The following is a 20,035-nucleotide window of genomic DNA, read 5'->3' on the forward strand; positions in this document are numbered from 1 at the left end:
CGGGGCGCGGGTTGGATACACGTAGATGCAGCACAAATTTATCCCGCCCTCGTAACTTACCAAATGCAGCCAATTTGGGCTGGGGCACTGCAGGAGACAGCCAATGCCATATCACGCACCCGCTAACGACTTTCAGTTTATTCTTGAGCATATTGTGGACTACAGTCGCGTGATGCAAACAAAGCGCTTTTCGGACGTTGATATAGACGTTGTCGCCGCGATTTTAGCTGAGGCCGCAAAGCTATCGAGTGATGTCATCGCGCCGTTGAACAAGGGCAGCGACACAAACGGGGCCACATTGAGCAACGGTATCGTGACGACATCGCCCGGCTTTGCTCAGGCATTTGCCCAGATCGCAGAAGGCGGCTGGATTGGCATGTTGGCTGATCCTGACCACGGCGGCATGGGCTTGCCTTTGTCTGTTGCGACTGCGGTGAATGAAATGATGGCGGGTGCTTGTTTGTCTTTGTCGCTCAACCCTTTGATGAGCCAAGGCCAGATTGAAGCGCTGGAACATCATGCGAGTGATGAAATCAAATCGTTGTATTTGCCTCATTTGTTGTCTGGGGCATGGCAAGGGACGATGAACCTGACCGAATCTGGGGCTGGGTCAGATGTTGGCGCTTTGCGGACCAAAGCAGAACGCAACGCTGATGGCACTTATATTATCACTGGCCAAAAGATTTTTATCACATGGGGCGATAATGATTTTGGGGGCAATATTTGTCATTTGGTTTTGGCGCGATTGCCCGATGGTGCGCCTGGCACCAAAGGTATTTCGCTCTTTATGGTGCCAAAGTTTATCCCGAATGCAGACGGTAGCCTTGGTGAGCCAAACACCTTAAGCGTTGTGAGCCTTGAGCATAAGCTTGGCATCCACGGCTCGCCCACCTGTGTAATGGATTACAACAACGCCAAAGGTTGGCTTGTGGGCGGCGAACATGAGGGCATGAAATGCATGTTCACCATGATGAACAACGCGCGTTTGGGCGTGGCCGTTCAAGGGGTGGGTATTGCTGAGGCCGCCACGCAAAGCGCGCTGGCCTATGCGCTTGATCGCACTCAGGGTCGCTCACCGATTGAAGGGGGCAGTGGCACCATTGCGGACCATGCCGATGTGCGCCGGATGTTGGCAACGATGCGGGCCGATACCTTTGTGGCGCGTTCCATTGCGTTGGCTTGCGGGATCGCGCTGGATCTTGGACACGAAGATGCAGGGCAAAAGGCACTAGGGTCATTCTTGATTCCAATCGCGAAAGCTTTCGGCACAGACACAGGCCACGATGTCGCGCAGATGGGCGTTCAGGTGCATGGTGGTATGGGATATATCGAAGAAACGGGCGCCGCTCAATTTGCTCGTGATGCGCGGATCACGTCGATTTACGAAGGTACAAATGGCATTCAAGCAATGGATTTGGTGTCACGCAAATTGATGGACGACGGCGAAGCGGCTTTTGCCCTTTTGGATGAAATTGAAACCTTTGCCGAAGCAGCAAGGGCGCAAAGACCTGAGTTGGCGAAACAGGTTTGGGACGCAGCCGAAACTCTGCGCGAAGGTGTTGAGGCCGTGATTGCTTTGCCATTAAATGATCGTTTTGCAGGCGCTGTGCCGTTTTTGCGCGCTTTTGCGCGGGTGCTTGGTGGACATTATCACCTGAAAGCGGCATTGGCCGAAGGGCGTGACAGCAAGCGTGCAAAATTGGCAGCGTTCTACATTCAACGTTTGTTGCCAGAGCACGGCCCACTTTTGGCGCAAGCCCGACTTGGGGCTTCGGGCCTTTATGACCTATCAACGGATGATTTAACCGCTCTATGACCTTCGCAATGGCGACATCTTTCACCCCACCAGCGCACGGCACGGTGACTGAATTGGCACGTGGCGTCTTTTGGGCCCGCATGCCTTTGCCAATCGCGTTAGACCATGTGAACGTCTATGTTCTGGACGGTGGCGATGGCTGGACTGTGGTGGACACAGGTGTCGATACGAAACTATCACGCCGCCTGTGGCAGCAACTTTTGGATGGCCCACTAAAAGCCAAGCCTGTCAGGCGCGTAATTGTTACGCATCATCACTTGGATCACGTTGGTTTGGCTGGATGGTTTGTGTCGAACCATGGCGCAGAGCTTGTGATGACCCGCACGGCCTACTTGATGGCGCGCATGTTGCAACTTGATGTGCAAGAAGAGCCAACGCCGGAAATGGTCGCTTTTTGGCGGTCTTGCGGGATGGCACCTGATGTTTTGGAAACACGATTGTCCGAGCGCCCATTTAATACGGCGGATGCAGTGGGGCCACTGCCCTTGGGCTATACGCGGATCAAATGCGGCGATGAAATTTCTATCGGTGGGCGACTTTGGGATGTGCGCTGCGGAGATGGGCACGCACCCGAGCACGCTACATTTTGGTCACGTGATGGCGATCTTGTTTTGGGGGGGGATCAGCTTTTGGGCTCTATCTCGCCCAATCTAGGAGTTTCCGCCACCGAACCTTTTGCCGATCCGGTTGGGGAATGGATGCAGTCGTGTCTGAAATTCCAAGACTATGCGTTGGACAGTCAGCTTGTGCTTACGGGGCATAAATTGCCTTACTATGGTCTGCCTGCGCGCTTGAGCCAGTTGATTAAAAACCATCACCGCGCCTTAGATCGCTTGCTTGAATATTTGTCCCAACCCCATGCCGCTTGTGATTGCTTTATACCGCTGTTCAAACGAGATATTCGTGGGGCTGAATATGGTTTGGCGATGGTCGAAGCTATGGCACATTGCGTGCACTTGTATCACAATGGGCTTGTCACCCGTGCATTGCGCGAAGATGGTGCATTGATATGGCAACGCAAGGATCAGCAATGAACGAGACCGATCAAATTCAAACAACTGCCGAAGCCGTTGAGGCTGCTGCCATGCCTCACGCACGGGTTGTGCATTCAGATCCAAACGCCCCCCAGTCGCCCGAACAAAAACCGTTGCCTGCTGCCCTGTGCCGAAAACCTGTGAGCCAAAAAGGCCCCGCAGAATGGGCCTATGAGCGTCTCGTTTTGTACATCAAGAATTTCGAAGAACAACTTGATGCAGAACACGAGATTGCCATGGGGTTTACTGGTTCAAGTACAGGTGCTTTGCGGATTGAAGGGATGGGGTTTTTCGACCCTGATATCGTGACGTTTTATGGCTCTGATGACAGCGGTACAAAGACGCAGTTGATCCAACATGTGAGCCAGTTGAACGTCATGTTGCGCGCTCTTCCAAAGCAAGCTCCAGAACGCGAAGCGATGCGTATAGGGTTTAAGCTTGTTGATGAGTTGGAAAGCAACACTGAGACATAACTTGGGCTGCGTCACGAAGAGCAGGTGACAGGCCCGCCCAAATCCTTTAATTCAGAGCAAAATCAGCGCTAAGGAGCACATAGCATGTCCGAACACAAACACGGCGAAATGGATATTTCTGTTCAAGAACAGTCTTTTGAAGGCTTCATGAAATGGTCAACACGGGTCGCTGTCTTTTCGATTCTCGTCTTGGTTTTTCTCGCGATTTTTAGAACCTAAACGTGGTTGATCACGAGGCGCGCGGGGCTTTGAGCCGTATTCGACTTGGACTGTTGCTTTTGGCGGCAGTCGTTTTGACAGCTTGTGGCGCGGCAGAGCCAACTTGGGCACCAGATGCCGAAGTTTCTCGGTCAGTCTACCAGCATGATGGCCCAACTGCGATTACGCTTTTCACGGTTGTTGGGGCCAAAAGGGGCACTGGCGCGCATTCTGGATTGTTGATCAACGCCCCGTCTCAGCGGGCCATGTTCGATCCTGCAGGGACGTTTTATCATCCCCATTTGCCTGAGCGAAACGATGTGCATTTTGGCATGTCGGATGCGGCTGTTGCATTCTACATCGATTATCATGCGCGCGTGACGTACGATGTCATTGAGCAAACCGTTTTGGTCAGCCCGCAAGTGGCTGAACTGGCGTTGGCGCGTGTTCAGGCATATGGCGCGGTGGCCAAGGCACATTGTGCCGACAGCATCACAGATATTTTGCGAGATTTACCTGGCTTTGAAGATGCTCCAAATAGCATGTTCCCCAAAAAAGTCATGAAATGGTTTGGGGAATTGTCTGGTGTCACGACACAGTTCCATAGCGACGATTCACCGGATGACAACGGACGCCTTGTCAATGCGCCGATCTTGTTGCTGAACTGATTAGCCTAAGAGCGCACCAAGCCCAAAAAACAGACCGAGACCCGCGATGATTGCGTAAAGCACATTGCGGGTTATCAAGCCGACAACCAGAGTTGCTAGGGCGCAGCTGAGTCGGAGCGGGTCCATGCTTTCAGCGCCCGACCCCATGAGCATGGGGGCCACGACGCCGGGCAGAACTGCGACAGGGGTAAATCTAAGCATTCTGAGCAGCCAGCTAGGCAATGGACGATTGCCAATAAGTCCTAAGAACGAAAACCGAATGATATAAGTCCCAAGACCCATCGCGATGATAATGATCCAGATCTGTGTTGTACTGGCTTCTATCATTGGGTTTTCCTTTGTTTTTCGGTCCAAATTTCGACCAATGCCCCGACAACCAATGCGATCACGGCTGCCACCAATAGGCCGGTGCCATAGGGCATAAAGCTGAAAACTAGGACAAGAACAACGGATGTTGCGGCGGCGGCGACATGCGCCAAAGATTTCAACATAGGCGCCACGACAGCCAAAAATGTTACCGGAACAGCGAAATCCACCCCAAGATCGGATGGGATTTTTTCACCCAGAATAGCTCCTAAAAAGGTAGCGATGTACCAAAATAAGCCAAGGGGAACGCCTGCTCCTAAAAAGTAGGTAAGCTTGTCGCGGGGGCTGCGATCTGGGCGCTTTTCAAATTCCACGGTCGCCAGAGCAAAAGGCTGATCGTACAGGCAATAGGCAGCTAGGGCGCGTTTCCACAAGGGATTGGCCCCAAGATGTGGGGTCAATGAGGCTGAATACATTGCCATACGCATGTTCACGGCCAGGGCTGTGACGATGACGACAACTGTTGGGGCGTTGTCGATCAGCAGTTGCAGCGCTGTCAGCTGGGATGCCCCAGCGATAACCAAAATGGAAAACCCCATAACTTGCGCGATGTTCATGCCTGCTTCGGTGGCAATGACGCCGAACAAAGCACCAAACGGCACGATCACGATGAAGAATGGAAGGCTGTCCAAGGCCCCGTGGACAAAAGGGTGGCGCGTGCGCGGTGTGGGCATAATCAAGCTTTCAGAAGGTCACGGACCGAAGGTATAGAGGTGCTGCGCAGGGCGCAAATGCATAAACTGCAAAGGGCCTGTGGGGGAACAAGACAGGTCTTTTGCATACTCGGTTGTGGGTAGTGTTGCTCAGTCGAATGTGCCCGCAACGCGGCCAAGCAGCATAAAGGCGCGTGCCGTGCGTGAATCTGACAGGGCGGAAATTTCTTCGTCTGTTGCGGTTGCTTCGAATTCCGCGAATGTTTTGTCGAATTTGCGCAAGAAATGGTGCACCGCATCACGGAAAATAGCATCTTGTTTCATACGACCAGATGCCAACGCTAAACTGGATCGATCGCGCACGCCGCCAAGAGGCGCAACACTGCCGCCGCGCTCTCCTTTTGCGAAGTGACGCCAAACTTCGGGCTTGGCGCGGTCTGGGCGCAGATCATCCATGTAAATGCCATCTTGGCTGAGCAAGGTGAGAATATCTTGAGCGGCGTGAATGAGTTGGCTGACTTTGCGGTCCGTCAACGCACGGCGCAGGGCGCGAAAGCCCTCTTTGTCTTCGGCAGTTTCTGGGAAATTCATTGCACGAATGAAATCCGCAACGGAAAGCGGCGGAGCAAGAACATCGGCCGGTGTGCCAAGCGCCAAAGAGGCTTGGTCTTGCGCCAAAGCGGGGGACGCAATCGCGAGCCTGTCTTCGGGCGGCGTTTCTTGTGGTCGGATTGACGTGAATGTCGTCAGCGTTGTGTGCGTCTTGCGTTGAGCTGCAACGATTTCTTCCAACTTCTTTTCTACAGAAGCGGACGATCCATTGGTTTGCCCAGACATATAGCTTTGGCGCATGGCGGAAATTGCGGCCTGAAGTCTGCGACTTTCTTCGCGCATGGTGCGTGATGCGCGCACAGCCAGCGCGCCGACCCAAATCATTGCAATGGGCATGAAAATGGCAATCAGGATCATCACAAAACGGATGCTGTCAAAATCAGAAGGGCCATCGCCGCCATCCACAACAATGAAAAATCCAGCCGTCATCGCAAGCCAAACAATGGACAATGCGCCAGCAATGATTTCAGTCGCGGTGATCCGCGCCTCTTCTTCAGGGCGTTGATACACGCCAAGTTCGATGGTTGTTTTGCCGTCTTGAGCCAAAGTGGCCTCCCTGCGCAATGTTTTGAGCGGGCAATCCGAGTGGATTAAATGTAGGCGACCTTGAGGATCTCGTAACTTTTCAGCCCGCCTGGGGTACGCACTTCAACACTATCGCCTTCTTCTTTGGCGATCAAAGCACGCGCAATAGGCGACTTAATGTTGAGAAGACCACGTTCAATATCGGCTTCGTGTTCGCCGACGATCTGATACGTTTTCTCTTCGTCAGTATCTTCGTCGACAATCGTGACGGTCGCCGAAAACTTAACCGCACCAGACAGCGTTTTAGGGTCAATGATCTGGGATAAAGACAAAATGCCTTCCAGTTCTTTGACGCGGCCTTCGATGAAGCTATGTTTCTCGCGCGCAGAGTGATATTCGGCGTTTTCCGACAAATCCCCATGTTCACGCGCTTCCGCAATCGCTTGGATGATTGCAGGGCGTTCAACCGATGTGAAGTTTTTGAGCTCGGCGCTCAGCGCGGCATGGCCGGCGCGGGTCATTAGAATTTTTTCCATAGTCATCATTCGCACGAAAACGGCGTCGCATCAAAAACTGGTGCGCGCCTTATTGTTGATTTGTCCAACTACCAGACCCTGAACGCGCTCAGAATGCAAGAGCAGACACAGCGCACATGACTTTAGTGGCATAAAAAGCGGGTACAGATTTTGAAAATTGCGCCGTATTAAAAGATAATACTCTGGGCGATCATAAATAACCCTGCGTGAGTCAAAATTAAATAGCTGTTTTTGCTAGGTTTCTCTTTCTATATCTTGTTCTACCATCGAGGCGGCGGTTGTGATCTATGGATATCGATTGCGGGCGGTTTGACGCTTTATGCTGCTTTGCGGCATTATTTTACAAAGAATGACATAGATACGTTACGAAACACTGTTCCAGAAATTGACCCAGCCCACTCTTAAAGGGTAGGAAGACGCAGCAAACGCCACACCTAGGGAGTAACTTCATGTCAAGCATTGAACGCGAAGCGATGGAATATGACGTTGTCATTGTTGGCGCAGGTCCCGCAGGGTTGTCTGCCGCAATTCGGTTGAAGCAACTTGATGCTGATTTGAACGTTGTTGTGCTTGAAAAAGGTTCTGAAGTTGGTGCGCATATTTTGTCGGGTGCTGTACTTGACCCATGCGGTCTTGACGCGCTTATCCCAGATTGGAAAGCCAAAGGTGCGCCGCTGAACACCCCTGTAAAAGCTGATAATTTCTATGTTTTGGGTGAAGCTGGTCAAATCCGGATACCAAATTTCCCGATGCCGCCTTTGATGAACAATCATGGCAATTACATCGTTTCGATGGGCAATGTGTGTCGTTGGATGGCAGAGCAAGCCGAAGAAATGGGCGTCGAAATTTTCCCCGGTATGTCATGCTCTGAGCTGATCTATGGCGACAAAGGCGAAGTTAAAGGCGTTGTGGCGGGTGTGTTTGGCTTGGAGGCTGATGGCTCCATTGGCCCTGACACGGAACCGGGCATGGAGTTGCTCGGCAAATACGTGTTGTTGTCGGAAGGCGTGCGCGGGTCTTTGTCGAAAGAAGTCATTGAAAAGTTCGATCTGTCCGCAGGCCGCGAGCCGCAAAAGTTTGGCTTGGGCATGAAAGAAATTTGGGAAATTGATCCCGAAAAACATAAAGAAGGCACCGTGACCCACACAATGGGCTGGCCTTTGAATAGCAAAGCGGGCGGGGGTGCATTTGTGTACCACGCAGAAAACAATCAGGTTTTCATCGGTTTTGTTGTGCACTTGAACTACAAAAATCCCAATGTGTTCCCGTATATGGAATTCCAGCAGTTCAAACATCATCCGATGATTGAAGGGCTGCTCAAAGGTGGCAAACGCGTGGCGTATGGCGCGCGGGCCATTTCAGAGGGCGGCTATCAATCTATGCCCAAAGCGGCCTTTCCCGGTGGGGCACTTTTGGGCTGTTCGGTTGGTTTGGTGAATGTGCCGCGCATCAAAGGCAATCACAACGCGATGTTGTCTGGCAAAGCCGCGGCAGAAGCGGTCAACGATGCGCTACAAGCGGGCCGGTCCGGTGATACGCTTGATGCTTACGAGGCTGAACTACGATCTGGCGCTGTCGGCGCTGATCTGAAAAAGGTGCGCAACGTTAAACCGCTGTGGTCAAAATTGGGCTTATACCCTTCGCTGGCTTTGGGCGGATTCGACATGTGGTGCAACACCGTGTTTGGCGCGTCCTTGTTTGGCACTGTGAAACACGGCAAAACTGACGCGGCGAGCACGGGAAAGGCAAGTGATTATCCGATGATCACCTATCCAAAGCCCGATGGTGTTTTGTCTTTTGATCGATTGACCAACGTCTCTTTTGCGGCGACCAACCACGAAGAAAGTCAGCCAAGCCATTTGCATCTTGCTGATCCCGCTGTCGCCGTGACGGTGGATTACGCGGTATATGGTGGACCTTCTGCGCGCTACTGCCCCGCAGGCGTGTACGAATATTTGACCGAAGAGGGCCAAGACCCAAAGTTTGTTGTCAATTTCCAAAACTGTGTGCATTGCAAGACGTGTGACATCAAAGAACCCAGCCAAAATATAACGTGGACGGTGCCGCAGGGTGGTGATGGGCCAAATTATCCTAATATGTAAGCACGTTGATCAAATGTGAGTGTTTTGAAGTGTTTGGGGGGCCTTTGTGGTCCCCCATTGCATTGCAGCCCTGCAACGAGCGCGCTAGGCTTGCACCAACTTATAGGGAGATGCGTGTGAAACAGTCTTTGACTTCAAAACTTGTCGCTGTCGGATTTTCAGTTGGCCTGATGATGCTTTCATCGACTGCGAGCTTTGCTGATGCTGGCGCGTATTTGGCGACACGTCAGGCTTTGATTGACGGAGATTATCAAGAACAGGCACATTACGCCGCGAAATCTTTGGTGTCCGATCCACGTAATCCCGCTTTGCTTGAAACATTGATCAGCGCCAAGATATCACTCGGCCAGTTCGAAGACGCCGTCGGCTATGCCACGATGCTTAAAGACATCGAACCGCAAAACCAAACGGCTGCTATGATATTGCTCACCAAATATGTGCAGGACGAAGATTGGGATAAACTCTTGGCCGCTTTGGATGCTGGCGCAGGGATTTCTCCGATTGTTGACGGTTTGGCGCGCGCTTGGGCCTATGTTGGCAAAGGCGAAATGGGGGAAGCGATACGTCTTTTCGAAGAGTTTGAAATCGGTGCCGATGGGTTCAATATGTTCGGGCCCTACAGTCATGCACTTGCTTTGGCGATGGTTGGGGACTTTGAAGGTGGGGTGGCCATCTTGGACGCGCCCACAATGATGAAAACTGGCGGTGTCGTGTATGCTCAAGCTCAAATGTTGAGCCAACTTGAGCGTAATGATGAAGCGCTTACATTGATTCGTGATACATTTGGGCCAACGTCTGATCCGCAAATCCATGCATTTGAGGCGCAGCTGGAGGCAGGTGAAAGCGTGCCCTTTACGATTGTGACTAACGCGCAAGACGGCATTGCTGAAATATTTTTCTCGGTTGCAGATGCTGTGAATGGCGAATTGGGCGATGGCTATACGCTTTTGTATTCCCGTATTGCACTTGAGTTACGCCCAATGAAAACCCATTTTGCGCTTACGGTCGCCAGCATTCTAGAACGTATGCAGCATTATGATTTGGCAACGCAAGTTTATGATTCCATTGACCACGATGCCCCTGCGTATTTTGTGGGTGAGCTTGGCCGTGCTGCAGCTTTACAAGCCGAGGGGAAAGCCGACGCCGAGCTTGAGGTCCTGCGTGCACTGTCCAAAACGCACAGTGATCTGCCTATTGTGTTCACCACTTTGGGCGATGCGCTGCGGCGTGAGGCACTGTATGATGATGCCATTACGGCCTACACGACAGCTTTAGAAAAAACCCCAACCCTTACTGAGGCACAATGGCCCGTATTGTTCACCCGTGGGATTGCTTATGAGCGCAACGGTGATTGGGATAAGGCCGAGGCCGATTTGCGCAAAGCGCTTGAATTGCAACCAGGGCAACCTCAGGTTCTCAATTATATGGGATATTCGTTTCTAGAAATGAATAAAAACCTTGAGGAAGCGATGACCATGATCCGTGCCGCTGTCGCTGCGCGCCCCAATGATGGCTACATCACCGATAGTTTGGCGTGGGGGCTCTTTCGTTTGCGCGCCTATGAAGATGCGGTGGCTCCTATGGAAAAAGCTGCCTCGCTTATGCCTGTAGATCCAATTATCAACGATCACTTGGGTGATGTGTATTGGGCTGTTGGCAGAACCCGCGAAGCGCGTTTCCAGTGGGCGCGTGCGTTGTCTTTTGACCCAGAAGAAAAAGAAGCGGTGCGCATTCGTCAAAAAATGTCGATAGGGTTGGACCGCGTTTTGATCGAAGAAGGCTTGGAGCCAACAAGAGAACCACACGATGGTTAAAGTTTTTGCGCCGGCGAAAATCAACCTGACACTCCATGTGACAGGGCTGCGCGATGATGGCTATCATTTGCTCGACAGTCTTGTGGCTTTTGTGGATGTCGGGGATCAAATCATTGCCGAACCTGCGCCTGATATCAGTCTGTCGGTGACGGGGCCCTTTGCCCAAGGTGTGCCGACAGATGAACAAAACCTAGCATTCAAAGCGGCCATTATCAGCGGCTATCCCATGGCTCTGACGCTTGATAAACGTCTACCGCCATCCTCGGGAATTGGTGGTGGGTCCGCTGATGCCGCCGCGACATTGCGCGCGGCTATGCGACTTGGCGGGCCACAAATGACGACGGAACACGCCTTGCTTTTAGGGGCTGATGTACCTGTGTGTCTTGGGTCCAAGCCTACAAGGCTTCAAGGGATCGGTGATATGTTAACTCCCGTACAGCTGCCTGCGCTGCACATGGTGTTGGTAAATCCAAAAGTTGAAATTTCAACGCCAAAGGTCTTTGCGCGGCTTGAACGTAAAGACAATCATGCCATGCCAGAAACCTTGCCGCAGTGGCCAGACAGTTTGGCGTTTACGGATTGGCTTGGCAGTCAGCGCAATGATTTACAGGAGCCTGCAGCAAAAATTGCCCCCGAAATAGCGGCAGTTTTGGTGTCACTAGCCTTGTCACCCGATGTTTTATTGGCACGTATGTCAGGATCAGGCGCAACTTGTTTCGCGATTTATCCCGATCGTCTGACAGCCGAGATTGCTGCAGCTCAACTCGCGCAAGCCAATCCATGGTGGTGGATTAAAACCGCCAGCACGTTGCCGAATTAGAATCGCAATCAGCGCAAGCGGGCAACAACATAGTCCGCAATTTCGCTAAGCATTTGACGGATATCTGTGTCTGGCAAAGATGTGAGCGCGGCTTTGGCTTTTTCGGCCCAATCCAGTGCTTCTACACGCGTTTCAGTTAGAGCATCGTGTTTTTTCAACAGCGCAATCGCGTGCTCTAGATCACCGTCGTCTTGCTTGCCTTTTTCAATGGTTTTCACCCAAAAGGCGCGTTCCGCGTCGTCTGCTTTGGCCACAGCTTTGATGACGGGCAGGGTCAGTTTTCGTTCGCGGAAGTCATCGCCAACATTTTTGCCAGTCTCGCCTGTGCCCTCGTAATCTAGCAAATCATCTACGATTTGAAAGGACACCCCAAGCGCATCGCCGTAGTCATGCAGCGCTTGTACAATTTTCGGGTCTGCTCCAGCAATCACGCCGCCAACTTTTGTCGCCGCTGAAAACAGCGCTGCAGTTTTGCCACGCACCACTTGCAGATAGATGGCTTCGTCTGTGGCCAAATCTTGTGCGGCGGTCAGTTGCAACACTTCGCCCTCAGCAATCGTGGCCGAGGCCCCAGACAAAATATGCATCACCTGCATGGAATTGCATTCGGTCATCAACTGAAATGAGCGCGCGAACAGATAGTCGCCCACAAGCACCGAAGATTTATTGTCCCACAACAGATTCGCAGTCGGGCGACCACGGCGCTTGGCGCTTTCGTCAACAACATCGTCATGCAACAGCGTTGCTGTATGGATGAACTCAACAGTCGCAGCCAAGTGAATGTGATAAGGGCCGTCGTATCCGCAGGCTTTCGCAGCCGCCAAAGTCAGCATTGGGCGCAAACGTTTGCCCCCAGCTTCCACCAAATGCGCGGTCACCTCAGGGATGCGCGGTGCGTGTTTTGACGCCATACGTTCACGGATCAACGTGTTTACAGCGGTCAGTTCCGGCGCCAAAGCGGTTGCCAATTTCTCGTGCGGTTTAACAGTTACGTTATCAAGGCCCATCTGGCGGCGTCCTTCACTCGACAAACACGTGGGTCTGCCGTTAAATCGGAATCATGAAACAACTCTTACGCACAAACGACCCCACAAAGATCATCTATGCCAAAGCGTTACTCTCGTCAGAGGATATAAACTGCTTTGAAATGGACGTCCATATGAGCGTGCTGGAAGGTTCGGTTGGCATATTGCCACGACGCCTTATGGTTCTTGATGGCGATCTGACCCAAGCGCGCCGTATTTTGACTGAAAATGACTTTGAGCTGGAACCTGAGTGACCGCCAGACCCGAAACATGTGACGCATTTTTGATGGGTCGTGTTCAGTTGCACCAACCTGAACGGGGATACCGAGCAGGGGTTGATCCTGTTTTGTTGGCTGCAGCGACCCCTGCGGAACAAGGCGAAACCGTTTTAGAATTAGGGTGCGGGGCAGGTGCTGCGTCTTTATGTCTGAACGCCCGCGTTGCGGGGCTTGAATTCGTTGGTGTCGAATTACAGCCCTATTACGCAGACCTTGCCCGCCGTAATGCTGCTGAAAATGCGGCCAATATGGATGTAGTTCAATCTGACATTCGTAATATGCCGCTGACTGTGCGTGACCGCAGATTTAATCATGTTATTGCCAATCCGCCTTATTATCTCAAAGAAAAGTCTACTGCCTCGGTGGATGCGGGGCGCGATGTTGCCGTGAGTGGTGAAACGCCGCTTGAAACGTGGATCGATATAGCTTCACGTCGGTTGGCTCCGCGTGGCGTTTTTACCATGATCCAAAAGGCAGATCGTTTACTTGATATTCTAAGTGCGCTTGAGGGGCGTTTAGGATCTGTTCGTGTGCGACCCATTCAAGCACGCTCTGGGCGCGCAGCACGTTTGGTTGTCGTACAAGCCCGTAAACTTGGACGCGCGGATTTCGTGCTCGAAGCACCCTTGCGTATGCATGATGGTCCACGTCATGAGCGAGACGGCGATAGTTACAGTGACAAAGCTTTGGCTATTTTGCGAAATTCCGCCGCTTTGGACTGGGGCAATTAACAAATTGGCAAGACTTTGCGTGTCAGGGTCGCCCTATACGAAAGTTTCACAACAGATACGTGACAAGACTCAAAAAATATGCTGCACTCGTTTTGTGGCTTGTAACATGAGTCACTCAACACAGAGAGGATATGCTATGACATTAAGTTCCCACATCCACGAGTTGAAGAAGAAACACCAAACCCTTGCCGCAGCTGTCGAAGACGCTCAACGTTCACCGAGTACCGATGCCCTTCGTATCGTGGCTCTGAAAAAACAAAAACTCCGTCTCAAAGAAGAAATCACACGCCTCAGCGCGTAACTTTCTTTATTTATCGGTTTGGCGGCTCGCATATGCTGCCAAGCCGGCGCCCGCGGCTATTAAAAGTGCCGCCGCAATAAGTGACAGGCGTGGTTCAACAACGCCTGCCGCAATCAAAGCTAACGTCGACAACAGCGGGGCCGCATAGGATGCTGTGCCCAAAAGCTGAATATTGCCGCGTTTGACCCCAATATCCCAAACATAAAAGGCAGCACCAACTGGCCCCAATCCAAGAGCTAAAATGGACAGCCACCCAATTGGGGCTGTCGGCCAAGCTGTCGTTTCCAAAAATGCATGTGCCGTGGCTGAAAAAACTGCGGTTGCTAGGCAAAATATGGCAACTGAGGCTGTTGGAATGTCACCCAATCTACGCGACATCACAGAGTAGCCAGACCAAGTAAATGCACAGGCCAGCGCGAGCCCGTACCCGAATAAGCTTGCGCGTTCGAACTGCGCACCTGCGGCAACGATAAGACTTGCGCCAGCAAAGGAAACCATAGCACCAAAGATGTGCAATTTGCGCAATCGTTCCCCCGGCAGAAGTCCTGAGAAAAGCACGATCAAAAGCGGCCACAAATAAGCGATCAGCCCAGCTTCTGCTGGCGGCGCTGCGCGCAATGCCGAAAAATACAAAAAGTGATATCCAAAAAGCCCCAATGTGCCAAAACCGTATACAGACAGCGGCACAGCTTTAAGGTCAGCCCAGCTTTTGGTCCACCCAATCCAGCCAAGGCCAATCAGCCCGCCAATTGAAAAGCACATGGCATTCAATTGAAACGGCGGTACCGGATAGGTGCCCACGGTGAAAAGAGCCAGAAGAGCCCAAAGTACAACGGCTATAAAGCCGATCAGCGTTGCAGATTTTTGTGTCATGCCGTGGTTTAATGCAATCAGCATGGACTGTTCAATGAAAAGGGCCGCCTAAAGGCGACCCTCAATGATAAAAATACAAATCGCAGCTAGACGAAAAACTGTGCGCCATTTGCAGTGATGGTTGAGCCATTCATGAATCCTGCGTCGTCGCTGGCCAAGAATGCAACGCAGCGTGCAATTTCTTCGGGTTCGCCAAGCCGACCAGCTGGAATGCCTGCGATGATTTTTTCGCGAACTTCTTCAGGAATAGCCATGACCATTTCTGTTGCGATGTAGCCGGGGCAAATTGCATTGGCCGTAATGCCCGCGCGCGCGCCCTCTTGTGCGAGTGATTTTACGATACCAAGATCACCTGCTTTGGTCGCGGCATAGTTGACTTGCGCGAACTGGCCTTTTTGGCCGTTGATTGATGAAATCACAATGACACGTCCAAATTTACGCGTGCGCATCCCAGGCCAGATGGGGTGTACTGTGTTGAAAACACCGGTGAGGTTGGTGTCGATCACCTCGTGCCATTGTTGTGGCGTCATTTTATGAAAGGGAGCATCGCGTGTAATACCTGCATTGGCGACGACAACCTCGATCGGCCCGAGGTCGGCTTCAACAGTCTCGATGCCCGCTTTCGAGGCTTCATAGTCTGCAACATTCCATTTGAATGTTTTGATGCCTGTCTCATCCGTGAATTTTGCAGCAGCCGCATCGTTACCTGCGTAGCTTGCCGCGACGGTGTAGCCATCAGCTTTCAACTTTTTTGAAATGGCAGCCCCAATTCCACGGGTGCCCCCTGTTACAAGTGCAACTCTTCCCATCATACCCTCCTCTAGTGCAAAAAATTATCGAATTATATGAATACTCTCTGCGCAATGTGACAGCGCAGAGAGTTGCGCGTTAGTCGCGCTCTATGCAAATCGCAACGCCCATGCCGCCGCCAATACACAGTGTCGCGAGACCCTTTTTTGCGTCGCGTCGCTGCATTTCAAACAGCAATGTGTTCAGGATACGCGCGCCTGATGCGCCAATCGGGTGGCCAATTGCAATTGCCCCACCGTTGACATTCACCACATCTGGGTTCCAGCCCATGTCTTTGTTCACGGCACAAGCTTGAGCTGCAAAGGCTTCGTTTGCTTCGACAAGATCAAGATCTTCCGCTTTCCAACCGGCTTTTTCCAACGCCTTTTTCGATGCGTAGATTGGTCCCGCGCCCATAATCGACGGGTCTAAGCCTACCGTTGCATAAGATGCGATGCGGGCAAGTGGTTTGATGCCACGTTTCAAAGCGTTTTCAGCGGACATTAAAAGGACCCCTGCAGCGCCGTCGTTGAGGCCTGATGCATTGCCCGCCGTCACAGATCCTTCGCGATCAAAGGCTGGGCGTAGTTTTTGCATGCTCTCTAATGTCGCCCCGTGGCGGATGTATTCATCGGCATCGACGACTGTTTCGCTGCGGCGTGTTTTCACCGTGAATGGAATGATTTCATCGGCAAACTTGCCAGCAAGTTGTGCTGCCTCGGCTTTGTTTTGTGACGCGAGCGCAAAGGCATCTTGCATCTCACGGGTAATGCCCCATTTGTTGGCAACGTTTTCGGCCGTTATGCCCATGTGATAGTCGTTAAACGCATCCCACAGGCCGTCTTTTATCATCGAGTCGACGAAGCTCATGTCACCCATTTTGTGACCTGCACGCAGGTTGGCGACATGCGGAGACAGTGACATATTTTCTTGCCCACCCGCGCACACGATGTCAGCATCACCTAGAATAATGTGCTGCGTGGCCAGTGCCACTGTGCGCAAACCAGAACCACAGACTTGGTTGATGCTCCATGCAGATGATTCTTGTGGAAGGCCAGCCGTAATGTGGGCTTGGCGCGCTGGGTTTTGGCCTTGGCCTGCAGTCAATACTTGCCCAAGAATTGTTTCTGACACTTCGCTTTTTTCTATGCCCGCACGAGACACTAAAGCTTCAAGAACAGCGGCTCCAAGTTCATGAGCGGGGGTATTGGCGAACGATCCGGCAAAGCTGCCAACGGCAGTGCGGGCGGCAGAGGCGATTACAACATTGGTCATGATAGTGCTATCTCTCCTAAAAAATTATGGGGAGATTGCCCGTTAGGCACACATTTCGCAACAAAGTTGCTTGCTCCCCTAGGGAAGCCTATGCCGCACGTGCGGCATAATCAATGGGCAGGATGTCTCACTTCTCAAAATAATCGTCTTTAGATTGCAATTTTTTGCGCAACCTTTTCTTTCCAAAACGGGTTGATTGTGGCTGCGCCGAAATAGTGGCCTTGCATGCAATCTATCCCAATAGATGCAAGGTAGTCGGCGTCTTCTTTCGTTTCGACAAATTCGGCGACTGTATACATGTCAAAATGTTTGGCGATTGAAACCAGTGCCTGTGTCAGCACTTGGTTGTCAGGAGTTCGCGCGATGCCTCGAATAAAAGAGCCATCGATTTTGACCATATCGAAATAGAAATCCTTAAAGTACCGAAAGGCAGTATAGCCTGCACCAAAGTCATCTAGTGCGAATGAGATGCCCATTTTTTGTAGATCTGTCATGAAGAAGCTGACTAGATCTGGCATAAGCATGGCCGAGCTTTCCGTGATTTCAAGTATCAAACGTTCCGCGATAGTTTGATCTTTGGCGAGCCCTCGCATGAGCGTTTCTTTCCAAAGAGGATACCCAATTGAGCGTGCAGACATGTTGATCGATAGGCGGAGTGAGGGGTGTTGGAACAGAGTATCGAGGCCCGCTTCAATGGCGAGGCAATCTAGTTCGCGCCCGATTCCTGACATTTCTACAACTTCAATAAATTCACGCGCTGGAATGACACGACCACTGCTATCAAGCACGCGCATCAGAGCTTCGTGAAAAGCGGGGCGGTCCGGCCGCAAGGTTTGAAAGATAGGTTGATAGGCCAACTTGACTTGTTTGTTTTTAATGGCGTCGCGCACAATTTGAATGGTGCTGCGGTCGCGTTCCGTCACCGCAGCTGAAAGAGGGCTGTCAAAGCCACCTTGTGTTGATATTGAATCGGTCATTCCAGCTCCTTCGCCATCCCGTGATCGTCGTTGAACAGCATCAGCGAGAGTGGATAACGACAAGTGAATTCGCTAGTTTTACCAATTTTTACAATGAATTTTCACTCAATTTGCAAGGCTTTGATATGGGCCATGTTTTTGTACGCGGTGTGGGAATTCCCTAGATTATTAGAACATTTAGATAGATTTTTCTCAATTTTATAAGTGCATGAGGCTTCGTTTTTTAATGCCAGTGTGTGGAAACGTAAGATTGAACTGCACAACATTAATCATATCGAAAGGTAGAATGGGTTGTATGTAGCTGCAGTGTAATTTTGGACAAGATATGACATTTCAACGTAAAAGCTCGGCGTTTCAAGTCAACCTCAATGAGGTTCAATTCGATTATGATGAATTGCTCTTTTCTTGCACAGATGACCGCGGAGTTATCAGTTCGGGAAATGATGTTTTCCAACAGGTTTCGGGGTTTAATTGGGAAGAGCTTTCAGGTGCTCCGCATAAAATCGTACGCCATCCCGAAATGCCAAAAGGCATCTTCCATATTATGTGGGAGCGTATTCAAAATGGATTGCCAACAGGTGCCTATATTTTGAACCGCCGTAAAGACGGCGTGCCATATTGGGTTTTCGCGGTTATTGCGCCCATAAATGGTGGATACCTCTCAGTCAGATTAAAACCATCGTCAATGCTATTTGACCAAGTTCGTGATTTTTACAAAGAGATTTTGGTGCAAGAGGAAGAGGGGCTATCCGCTGAAGAAAGTGCAGCCCTTATTTTGACAGGCCTTACAAAGATGGGGTTTGAGGACTACTTTTCCTTCGGCACGCAGGCGCTTACACTTGAAATGAAAGCCCGAGATGAGGTCCTTAAACGCGCCCGCCACAAGCTCCCCGTGGCACTTGAGGCGATGTCAGCACAGCTTGTTGAGTTGGGTGATGAGCAAGAACGGCTCTTTAATTTCTTCGAAGCCATTCGCGGAATTCCATCTAATATGCGTATCGTCGCATCTCGCTTGGAGCCTGCAGGTGGTCCAATTTCGGCAATTTCTCAAAACTATAGGCTCATGACTGATGAAGTTCAGCGCCACCTAAACGGGCTTAAGGTGAGTCGTGGTTCTGAAACAATTTCCGCGACCGTTTCTCAAAGCGTAGATTCTGTACTTTTTTTGGTGTCGACATCGCAGCTTTTAAAAGAACTGAAGGGATTGAATACCCTACCTGGCTTGAAAACTGGTGATGCAAATGACACGGAAAGTGGTGGCGATTTGCGTGAGGCATTACTTTTGCAGTACTCACGCGATTCTGGTAAAGCCTTGACTGATGTCAGCAATCAAGTCGTTGGCCTTGCGCGATCATCGAAAGATCTCAGGCAGCTTGTTGCTGGATTAGACTCTATTCGCGTTTTGTGCCGCGTAGAAGCAGGGCGCCTTAAGGCCAATTCCGCGGCGTTGACGCCTGTCATCGATCAATTGGACAAGTTTCACAAAGAAATTGATCAGTCACTTAAGCGGATATTGATGCATGCTGATAAGATTTCGGTGCAACTTGAAGTCGCTTTGGCGAATTCATCAATCTCCCTTGATAAGCGCCGCGTCAGGTAGGCCCTCGACCAATGCATTGAAGAATATGTTTGCTTCGGGGGAGTTCCATTCAGCATCGCCTTTGAGGCGTGCAATCTCGATGCCTTCGGGGGAAAGCAAAACTGTGATGGGCAGGAATAAAACGTCCATATCACGAGAAAATACGCCTTTAAGGTCCAAAAACATTGGCAACGCATCCAAAGTGTTTTCTTGGTAGAACTTTTTAATTGCCGGCAGGGGGTTGTGCCCTGACGCAACTGTTACGACCTGAAGGCCTTTTCCAGAAAATGTTTTGGAAAGGCCGTTCAAGTCGGGCATTTCTTTCCTGCAGGGCACGCACCATGTCGCCCAAAAATTCAACAACACATACTGACCTTTAAAGTCTGACAATTGAAATTCAGTACCATCAGGTGTGGTGAACGGGATTTGCGAAACGGGCTTTGGCTCAGTATGAAACACCAGTTTTCGCAGAGAGCCTTCGCGCAGAGTCTCAAGTTCCGACAAATCTAAGCCATGTGCAGCAATTGCAGTAAAGCTCAGGGCCGTGTAGAGGAGGGCAACAATTAGCTTATTTAACATTTGGGTGCGTC

The 20,035-nt window shown here is 51.2% G+C and carries 22 protein-coding genes; 12 read left to right on the plus strand and 10 right to left on the minus strand.

Going from position 1 to position 20,035, the window contains the following annotated elements; translation table 11 throughout:
• The first annotated feature begins 103 nt into the window (after positions 1-103).
• The 5 genes from BM025_RS15210 (at position 104) to BM025_RS15230 (ending at position 4,189) form a co-directional block, all read left to right on the plus strand.
• The gene (locus tag BM025_RS15210; RefSeq protein WP_085850389.1) at positions 104-1,816 is read left to right on the plus strand and encodes an acyl-CoA dehydrogenase family protein; all 1,713 of its coding nucleotides are present in this window, start codon (positions 104-106) and stop codon (positions 1,814-1,816) included.
• An 8-nt stretch (positions 1,817-1,824) separates the two neighbouring features.
• Entirely contained in the window at positions 1,825-2,850 is a 1,026-nt protein-coding gene (locus tag BM025_RS15215) for an MBL fold metallo-hydrolase (protein ID WP_244515842.1), read from the plus strand.
• A complete protein-coding gene (locus BM025_RS15220; RefSeq protein WP_085850391.1) occupies positions 2,847-3,323 on the plus strand; it encodes a DUF6173 family protein in 477 nt (158 codons plus the stop codon). The genes BM025_RS15215 and BM025_RS15220 overlap by 4 nt, the downstream gene beginning before the upstream one ends.
• Before the next feature lie 84 nt (positions 3,324-3,407).
• Positions 3,408-3,542 carry an aa3-type cytochrome c oxidase subunit IV gene (locus BM025_RS15225; protein WP_085850392.1) on the plus strand — a complete coding sequence of 45 codons (135 nt, stop codon included), beginning with the start codon at positions 3,408-3,410 and terminating at the stop codon, positions 3,540-3,542.
• A gap of 2 nt (positions 3,543-3,544) precedes the next feature.
• Positions 3,545-4,189 (plus strand): hypothetical protein, encoded by a 645-nt coding sequence (locus BM025_RS15230; protein ID WP_244515844.1) that lies wholly within the window; start codon positions 3,545-3,547, stop codon positions 4,187-4,189.
• Here BM025_RS15230 and BM025_RS15235 read toward each other — a convergent pair whose 3' ends face one another.
• From BM025_RS15235 to greA, 4 genes are all read right to left on the minus strand, one after another.
• Positions 4,190-4,516, minus strand: a complete 327-nt coding sequence (locus tag BM025_RS15235) for an AzlD domain-containing protein (protein WP_085850393.1) — start codon at positions 4,514-4,516, stop codon at positions 4,190-4,192.
• The gene (locus BM025_RS15240; protein WP_085850394.1) at positions 4,513-5,229 is read right to left on the minus strand and encodes an AzlC family ABC transporter permease; all 717 of its coding nucleotides are present in this window, start codon (positions 5,227-5,229) and stop codon (positions 4,513-4,515) included. The genes BM025_RS15235 and BM025_RS15240 overlap by 4 nt, the downstream gene beginning before the upstream one ends.
• A gap of 129 nt (positions 5,230-5,358) precedes the next feature.
• Positions 5,359-6,366: a hypothetical protein gene (locus BM025_RS15245; protein ID WP_244515847.1), complete on the minus strand. Its 1,008-nt coding sequence runs from the start codon at positions 6,364-6,366 to the stop codon at positions 5,359-5,361.
• A 44-nt stretch (positions 6,367-6,410) separates the two neighbouring features.
• Positions 6,411-6,881, minus strand: a complete 471-nt coding sequence (gene greA, locus BM025_RS15250) for a transcription elongation factor GreA (protein ID WP_085850396.1) — start codon at positions 6,879-6,881, stop codon at positions 6,411-6,413.
• A gap of 449 nt (positions 6,882-7,330) precedes the next feature.
• On the opposite strand from greA, the gene BM025_RS15255 reads away from it, so the two are divergent.
• The 3 genes from BM025_RS15255 (at position 7,331) to BM025_RS15265 (ending at position 11,617) form a co-directional block, all read left to right on the plus strand.
• The gene (locus BM025_RS15255) at positions 7,331-8,983 is read left to right on the plus strand and encodes an electron transfer flavoprotein-ubiquinone oxidoreductase (protein ID WP_085850397.1); all 1,653 of its coding nucleotides are present in this window, start codon (positions 7,331-7,333) and stop codon (positions 8,981-8,983) included.
• Positions 8,984-9,099: 116 nt separating this feature from the next.
• Entirely contained in the window at positions 9,100-10,797 is a 1,698-nt protein-coding gene (locus BM025_RS15260) for a tetratricopeptide repeat protein (RefSeq protein ID WP_244515850.1), read from the plus strand.
• Positions 10,790-11,617, plus strand: a complete 828-nt coding sequence (locus BM025_RS15265; protein WP_085850399.1) for a 4-(cytidine 5'-diphospho)-2-C-methyl-D-erythritol kinase — start codon at positions 10,790-10,792, stop codon at positions 11,615-11,617. Before BM025_RS15260 ends, BM025_RS15265 begins: the two co-directional genes overlap by 8 nt.
• Positions 11,618-11,625: 8 nt before the next feature.
• Here the strand turns inward: BM025_RS15265 and BM025_RS15270 are convergent, their stop codons facing one another.
• Complete coding sequence (locus tag BM025_RS15270) at positions 11,626-12,624, minus strand: polyprenyl synthetase family protein (protein WP_085850400.1); 999 nt, start codon at positions 12,622-12,624, stop codon at positions 11,626-11,628.
• 53 nt (positions 12,625-12,677) lie between these two features.
• On the opposite strand from BM025_RS15270, the gene BM025_RS15275 reads away from it, so the two are divergent.
• The 3 genes from BM025_RS15275 to BM025_RS15285 all read left to right on the plus strand — a co-directional run bounded on the left by BM025_RS15275 (position 12,678) and on the right by BM025_RS15285 (position 13,952).
• Positions 12,678-12,896, plus strand: coding sequence for a putative signal transducing protein (locus BM025_RS15275; RefSeq protein ID WP_085850401.1), 219 nt, complete (start codon positions 12,678-12,680; stop codon positions 12,894-12,896).
• Positions 12,893-13,651 (plus strand): tRNA1(Val) (adenine(37)-N6)-methyltransferase, encoded by a 759-nt coding sequence (locus BM025_RS15280; protein ID WP_244515853.1) that lies wholly within the window; start codon positions 12,893-12,895, stop codon positions 13,649-13,651. The genes BM025_RS15275 and BM025_RS15280 overlap by 4 nt, the downstream gene beginning before the upstream one ends.
• A 136-nt stretch (positions 13,652-13,787) precedes the next feature.
• Entirely contained in the window at positions 13,788-13,952 is a 165-nt protein-coding gene (locus BM025_RS15285; protein ID WP_085850402.1) for a YdcH family protein, read from the plus strand.
• 6 nt (positions 13,953-13,958) lie between these two features.
• On the opposite strand, the gene yddG is transcribed toward BM025_RS15285, so the two are convergent.
• The 4 genes from yddG to BM025_RS15305 form a co-directional block, all read right to left on the minus strand.
• A complete protein-coding gene (gene yddG / locus BM025_RS15290) occupies positions 13,959-14,825 on the minus strand; it encodes an aromatic amino acid exporter YddG (RefSeq protein WP_085850445.1) in 867 nt (288 codons plus the stop codon).
• Between the two features lie 86 nt (positions 14,826-14,911).
• Positions 14,912-15,634 carry an acetoacetyl-CoA reductase gene (phbB, locus tag BM025_RS15295; RefSeq protein ID WP_085850403.1) on the minus strand — a complete coding sequence of 241 codons (723 nt, stop codon included), beginning with the start codon at positions 15,632-15,634 and terminating at the stop codon, positions 14,912-14,914.
• Positions 15,635-15,713: 79 nt separating this feature from the next.
• Positions 15,714-16,889, minus strand: coding sequence for an acetyl-CoA C-acetyltransferase (locus tag BM025_RS15300; RefSeq protein ID WP_085850404.1), 1,176 nt, complete (start codon positions 16,887-16,889; stop codon positions 15,714-15,716).
• Between the two features lie 149 nt (positions 16,890-17,038).
• On the minus strand, positions 17,039-17,866 hold the full coding sequence (locus tag BM025_RS15305) for an EAL domain-containing protein (RefSeq protein ID WP_085850405.1): 828 nt from the start codon (positions 17,864-17,866) through the stop codon (positions 17,039-17,041).
• A 325-nt stretch (positions 17,867-18,191) separates the two neighbouring features.
• Here BM025_RS15305 and BM025_RS15310 point away from each other — a divergent pair, with 325 nt between their 5' ends.
• Entirely contained in the window at positions 18,192-19,466 is a 1,275-nt protein-coding gene (locus BM025_RS15310; RefSeq protein WP_085850406.1) for a PAS domain-containing protein, read from the plus strand.
• On the opposite strand, the gene BM025_RS15315 is transcribed toward BM025_RS15310, so the two are convergent.
• Entirely contained in the window at positions 19,434-20,024 is a 591-nt protein-coding gene (locus tag BM025_RS15315) for a TlpA disulfide reductase family protein (RefSeq protein ID WP_085850407.1), read from the minus strand. The genes BM025_RS15310 and BM025_RS15315 overlap by 33 nt on opposite strands.
• Between the last annotated feature and the right edge of the window lie 11 nt (positions 20,025-20,035).

Source organism: Pacificibacter marinus (assembly GCF_900109555.1).
GTDB classification, from domain to species: domain Bacteria; phylum Pseudomonadota; class Alphaproteobacteria; order Rhodobacterales; family Rhodobacteraceae; genus Celeribacter; species Celeribacter marinus_C.

Coding starts and splice junctions, on each gene's coding strand:
- BM025_RS15210 (WP_085850389.1), top strand. CDS start 104: ATGCCATATCACGCACCCGCTAACGACTTTCAGTTTATTCTTGAGCAT.
- BM025_RS15215 (WP_244515842.1), top strand. CDS start 1,825: ATGGCGACATCTTTCACCCCACCAGCGCACGGCACGGTGACTGAATTG.
- BM025_RS15220 (WP_085850391.1), top strand. CDS start 2,847: ATGAACGAGACCGATCAAATTCAAACAACTGCCGAAGCCGTTGAGGCT.
- BM025_RS15225 (WP_085850392.1), top strand. CDS start 3,408: ATGTCCGAACACAAACACGGCGAAATGGATATTTCTGTTCAAGAACAG.
- BM025_RS15235 (WP_085850393.1), bottom strand. CDS start 4,516: ATGATAGAAGCCAGTACAACACAGATCTGGATCATTATCATCGCGATG.
- BM025_RS15240 (WP_085850394.1), bottom strand. CDS start 5,229: ATGCCCACACCGCGCACGCGCCACCCTTTTGTCCACGGGGCCTTGGAC.
- greA (WP_085850396.1), bottom strand. CDS start 6,881: ATGGAAAAAATTCTAATGACCCGCGCCGGCCATGCCGCGCTGAGCGCC.
- BM025_RS15255 (WP_085850397.1), top strand. CDS start 7,331: ATGTCAAGCATTGAACGCGAAGCGATGGAATATGACGTTGTCATTGTT.
- BM025_RS15265 (WP_085850399.1), top strand. CDS start 10,790: ATGGTTAAAGTTTTTGCGCCGGCGAAAATCAACCTGACACTCCATGTG.
- BM025_RS15270 (WP_085850400.1), bottom strand. CDS start 12,624: ATGGGCCTTGATAACGTAACTGTTAAACCGCACGAGAAATTGGCAACC.
- BM025_RS15275 (WP_085850401.1), top strand. CDS start 12,678: ATGAAACAACTCTTACGCACAAACGACCCCACAAAGATCATCTATGCC.
- BM025_RS15285 (WP_085850402.1), top strand. CDS start 13,788: ATGACATTAAGTTCCCACATCCACGAGTTGAAGAAGAAACACCAAACC.
- yddG (WP_085850445.1), bottom strand. CDS start 14,825: ATGACACAAAAATCTGCAACGCTGATCGGCTTTATAGCCGTTGTACTT.
- phbB (WP_085850403.1), bottom strand. CDS start 15,634: ATGGGAAGAGTTGCACTTGTAACAGGGGGCACCCGTGGAATTGGGGCT.
- BM025_RS15300 (WP_085850404.1), bottom strand. CDS start 16,889: ATGACCAATGTTGTAATCGCCTCTGCCGCCCGCACTGCCGTTGGCAGC.
- BM025_RS15305 (WP_085850405.1), bottom strand. CDS start 17,866: ATGACCGATTCAATATCAACACAAGGTGGCTTTGACAGCCCTCTTTCA.
- BM025_RS15310 (WP_085850406.1), top strand. CDS start 18,192: ATGACATTTCAACGTAAAAGCTCGGCGTTTCAAGTCAACCTCAATGAG.
- BM025_RS15315 (WP_085850407.1), bottom strand. CDS start 20,024: ATGTTAAATAAGCTAATTGTTGCCCTCCTCTACACGGCCCTGAGCTTT.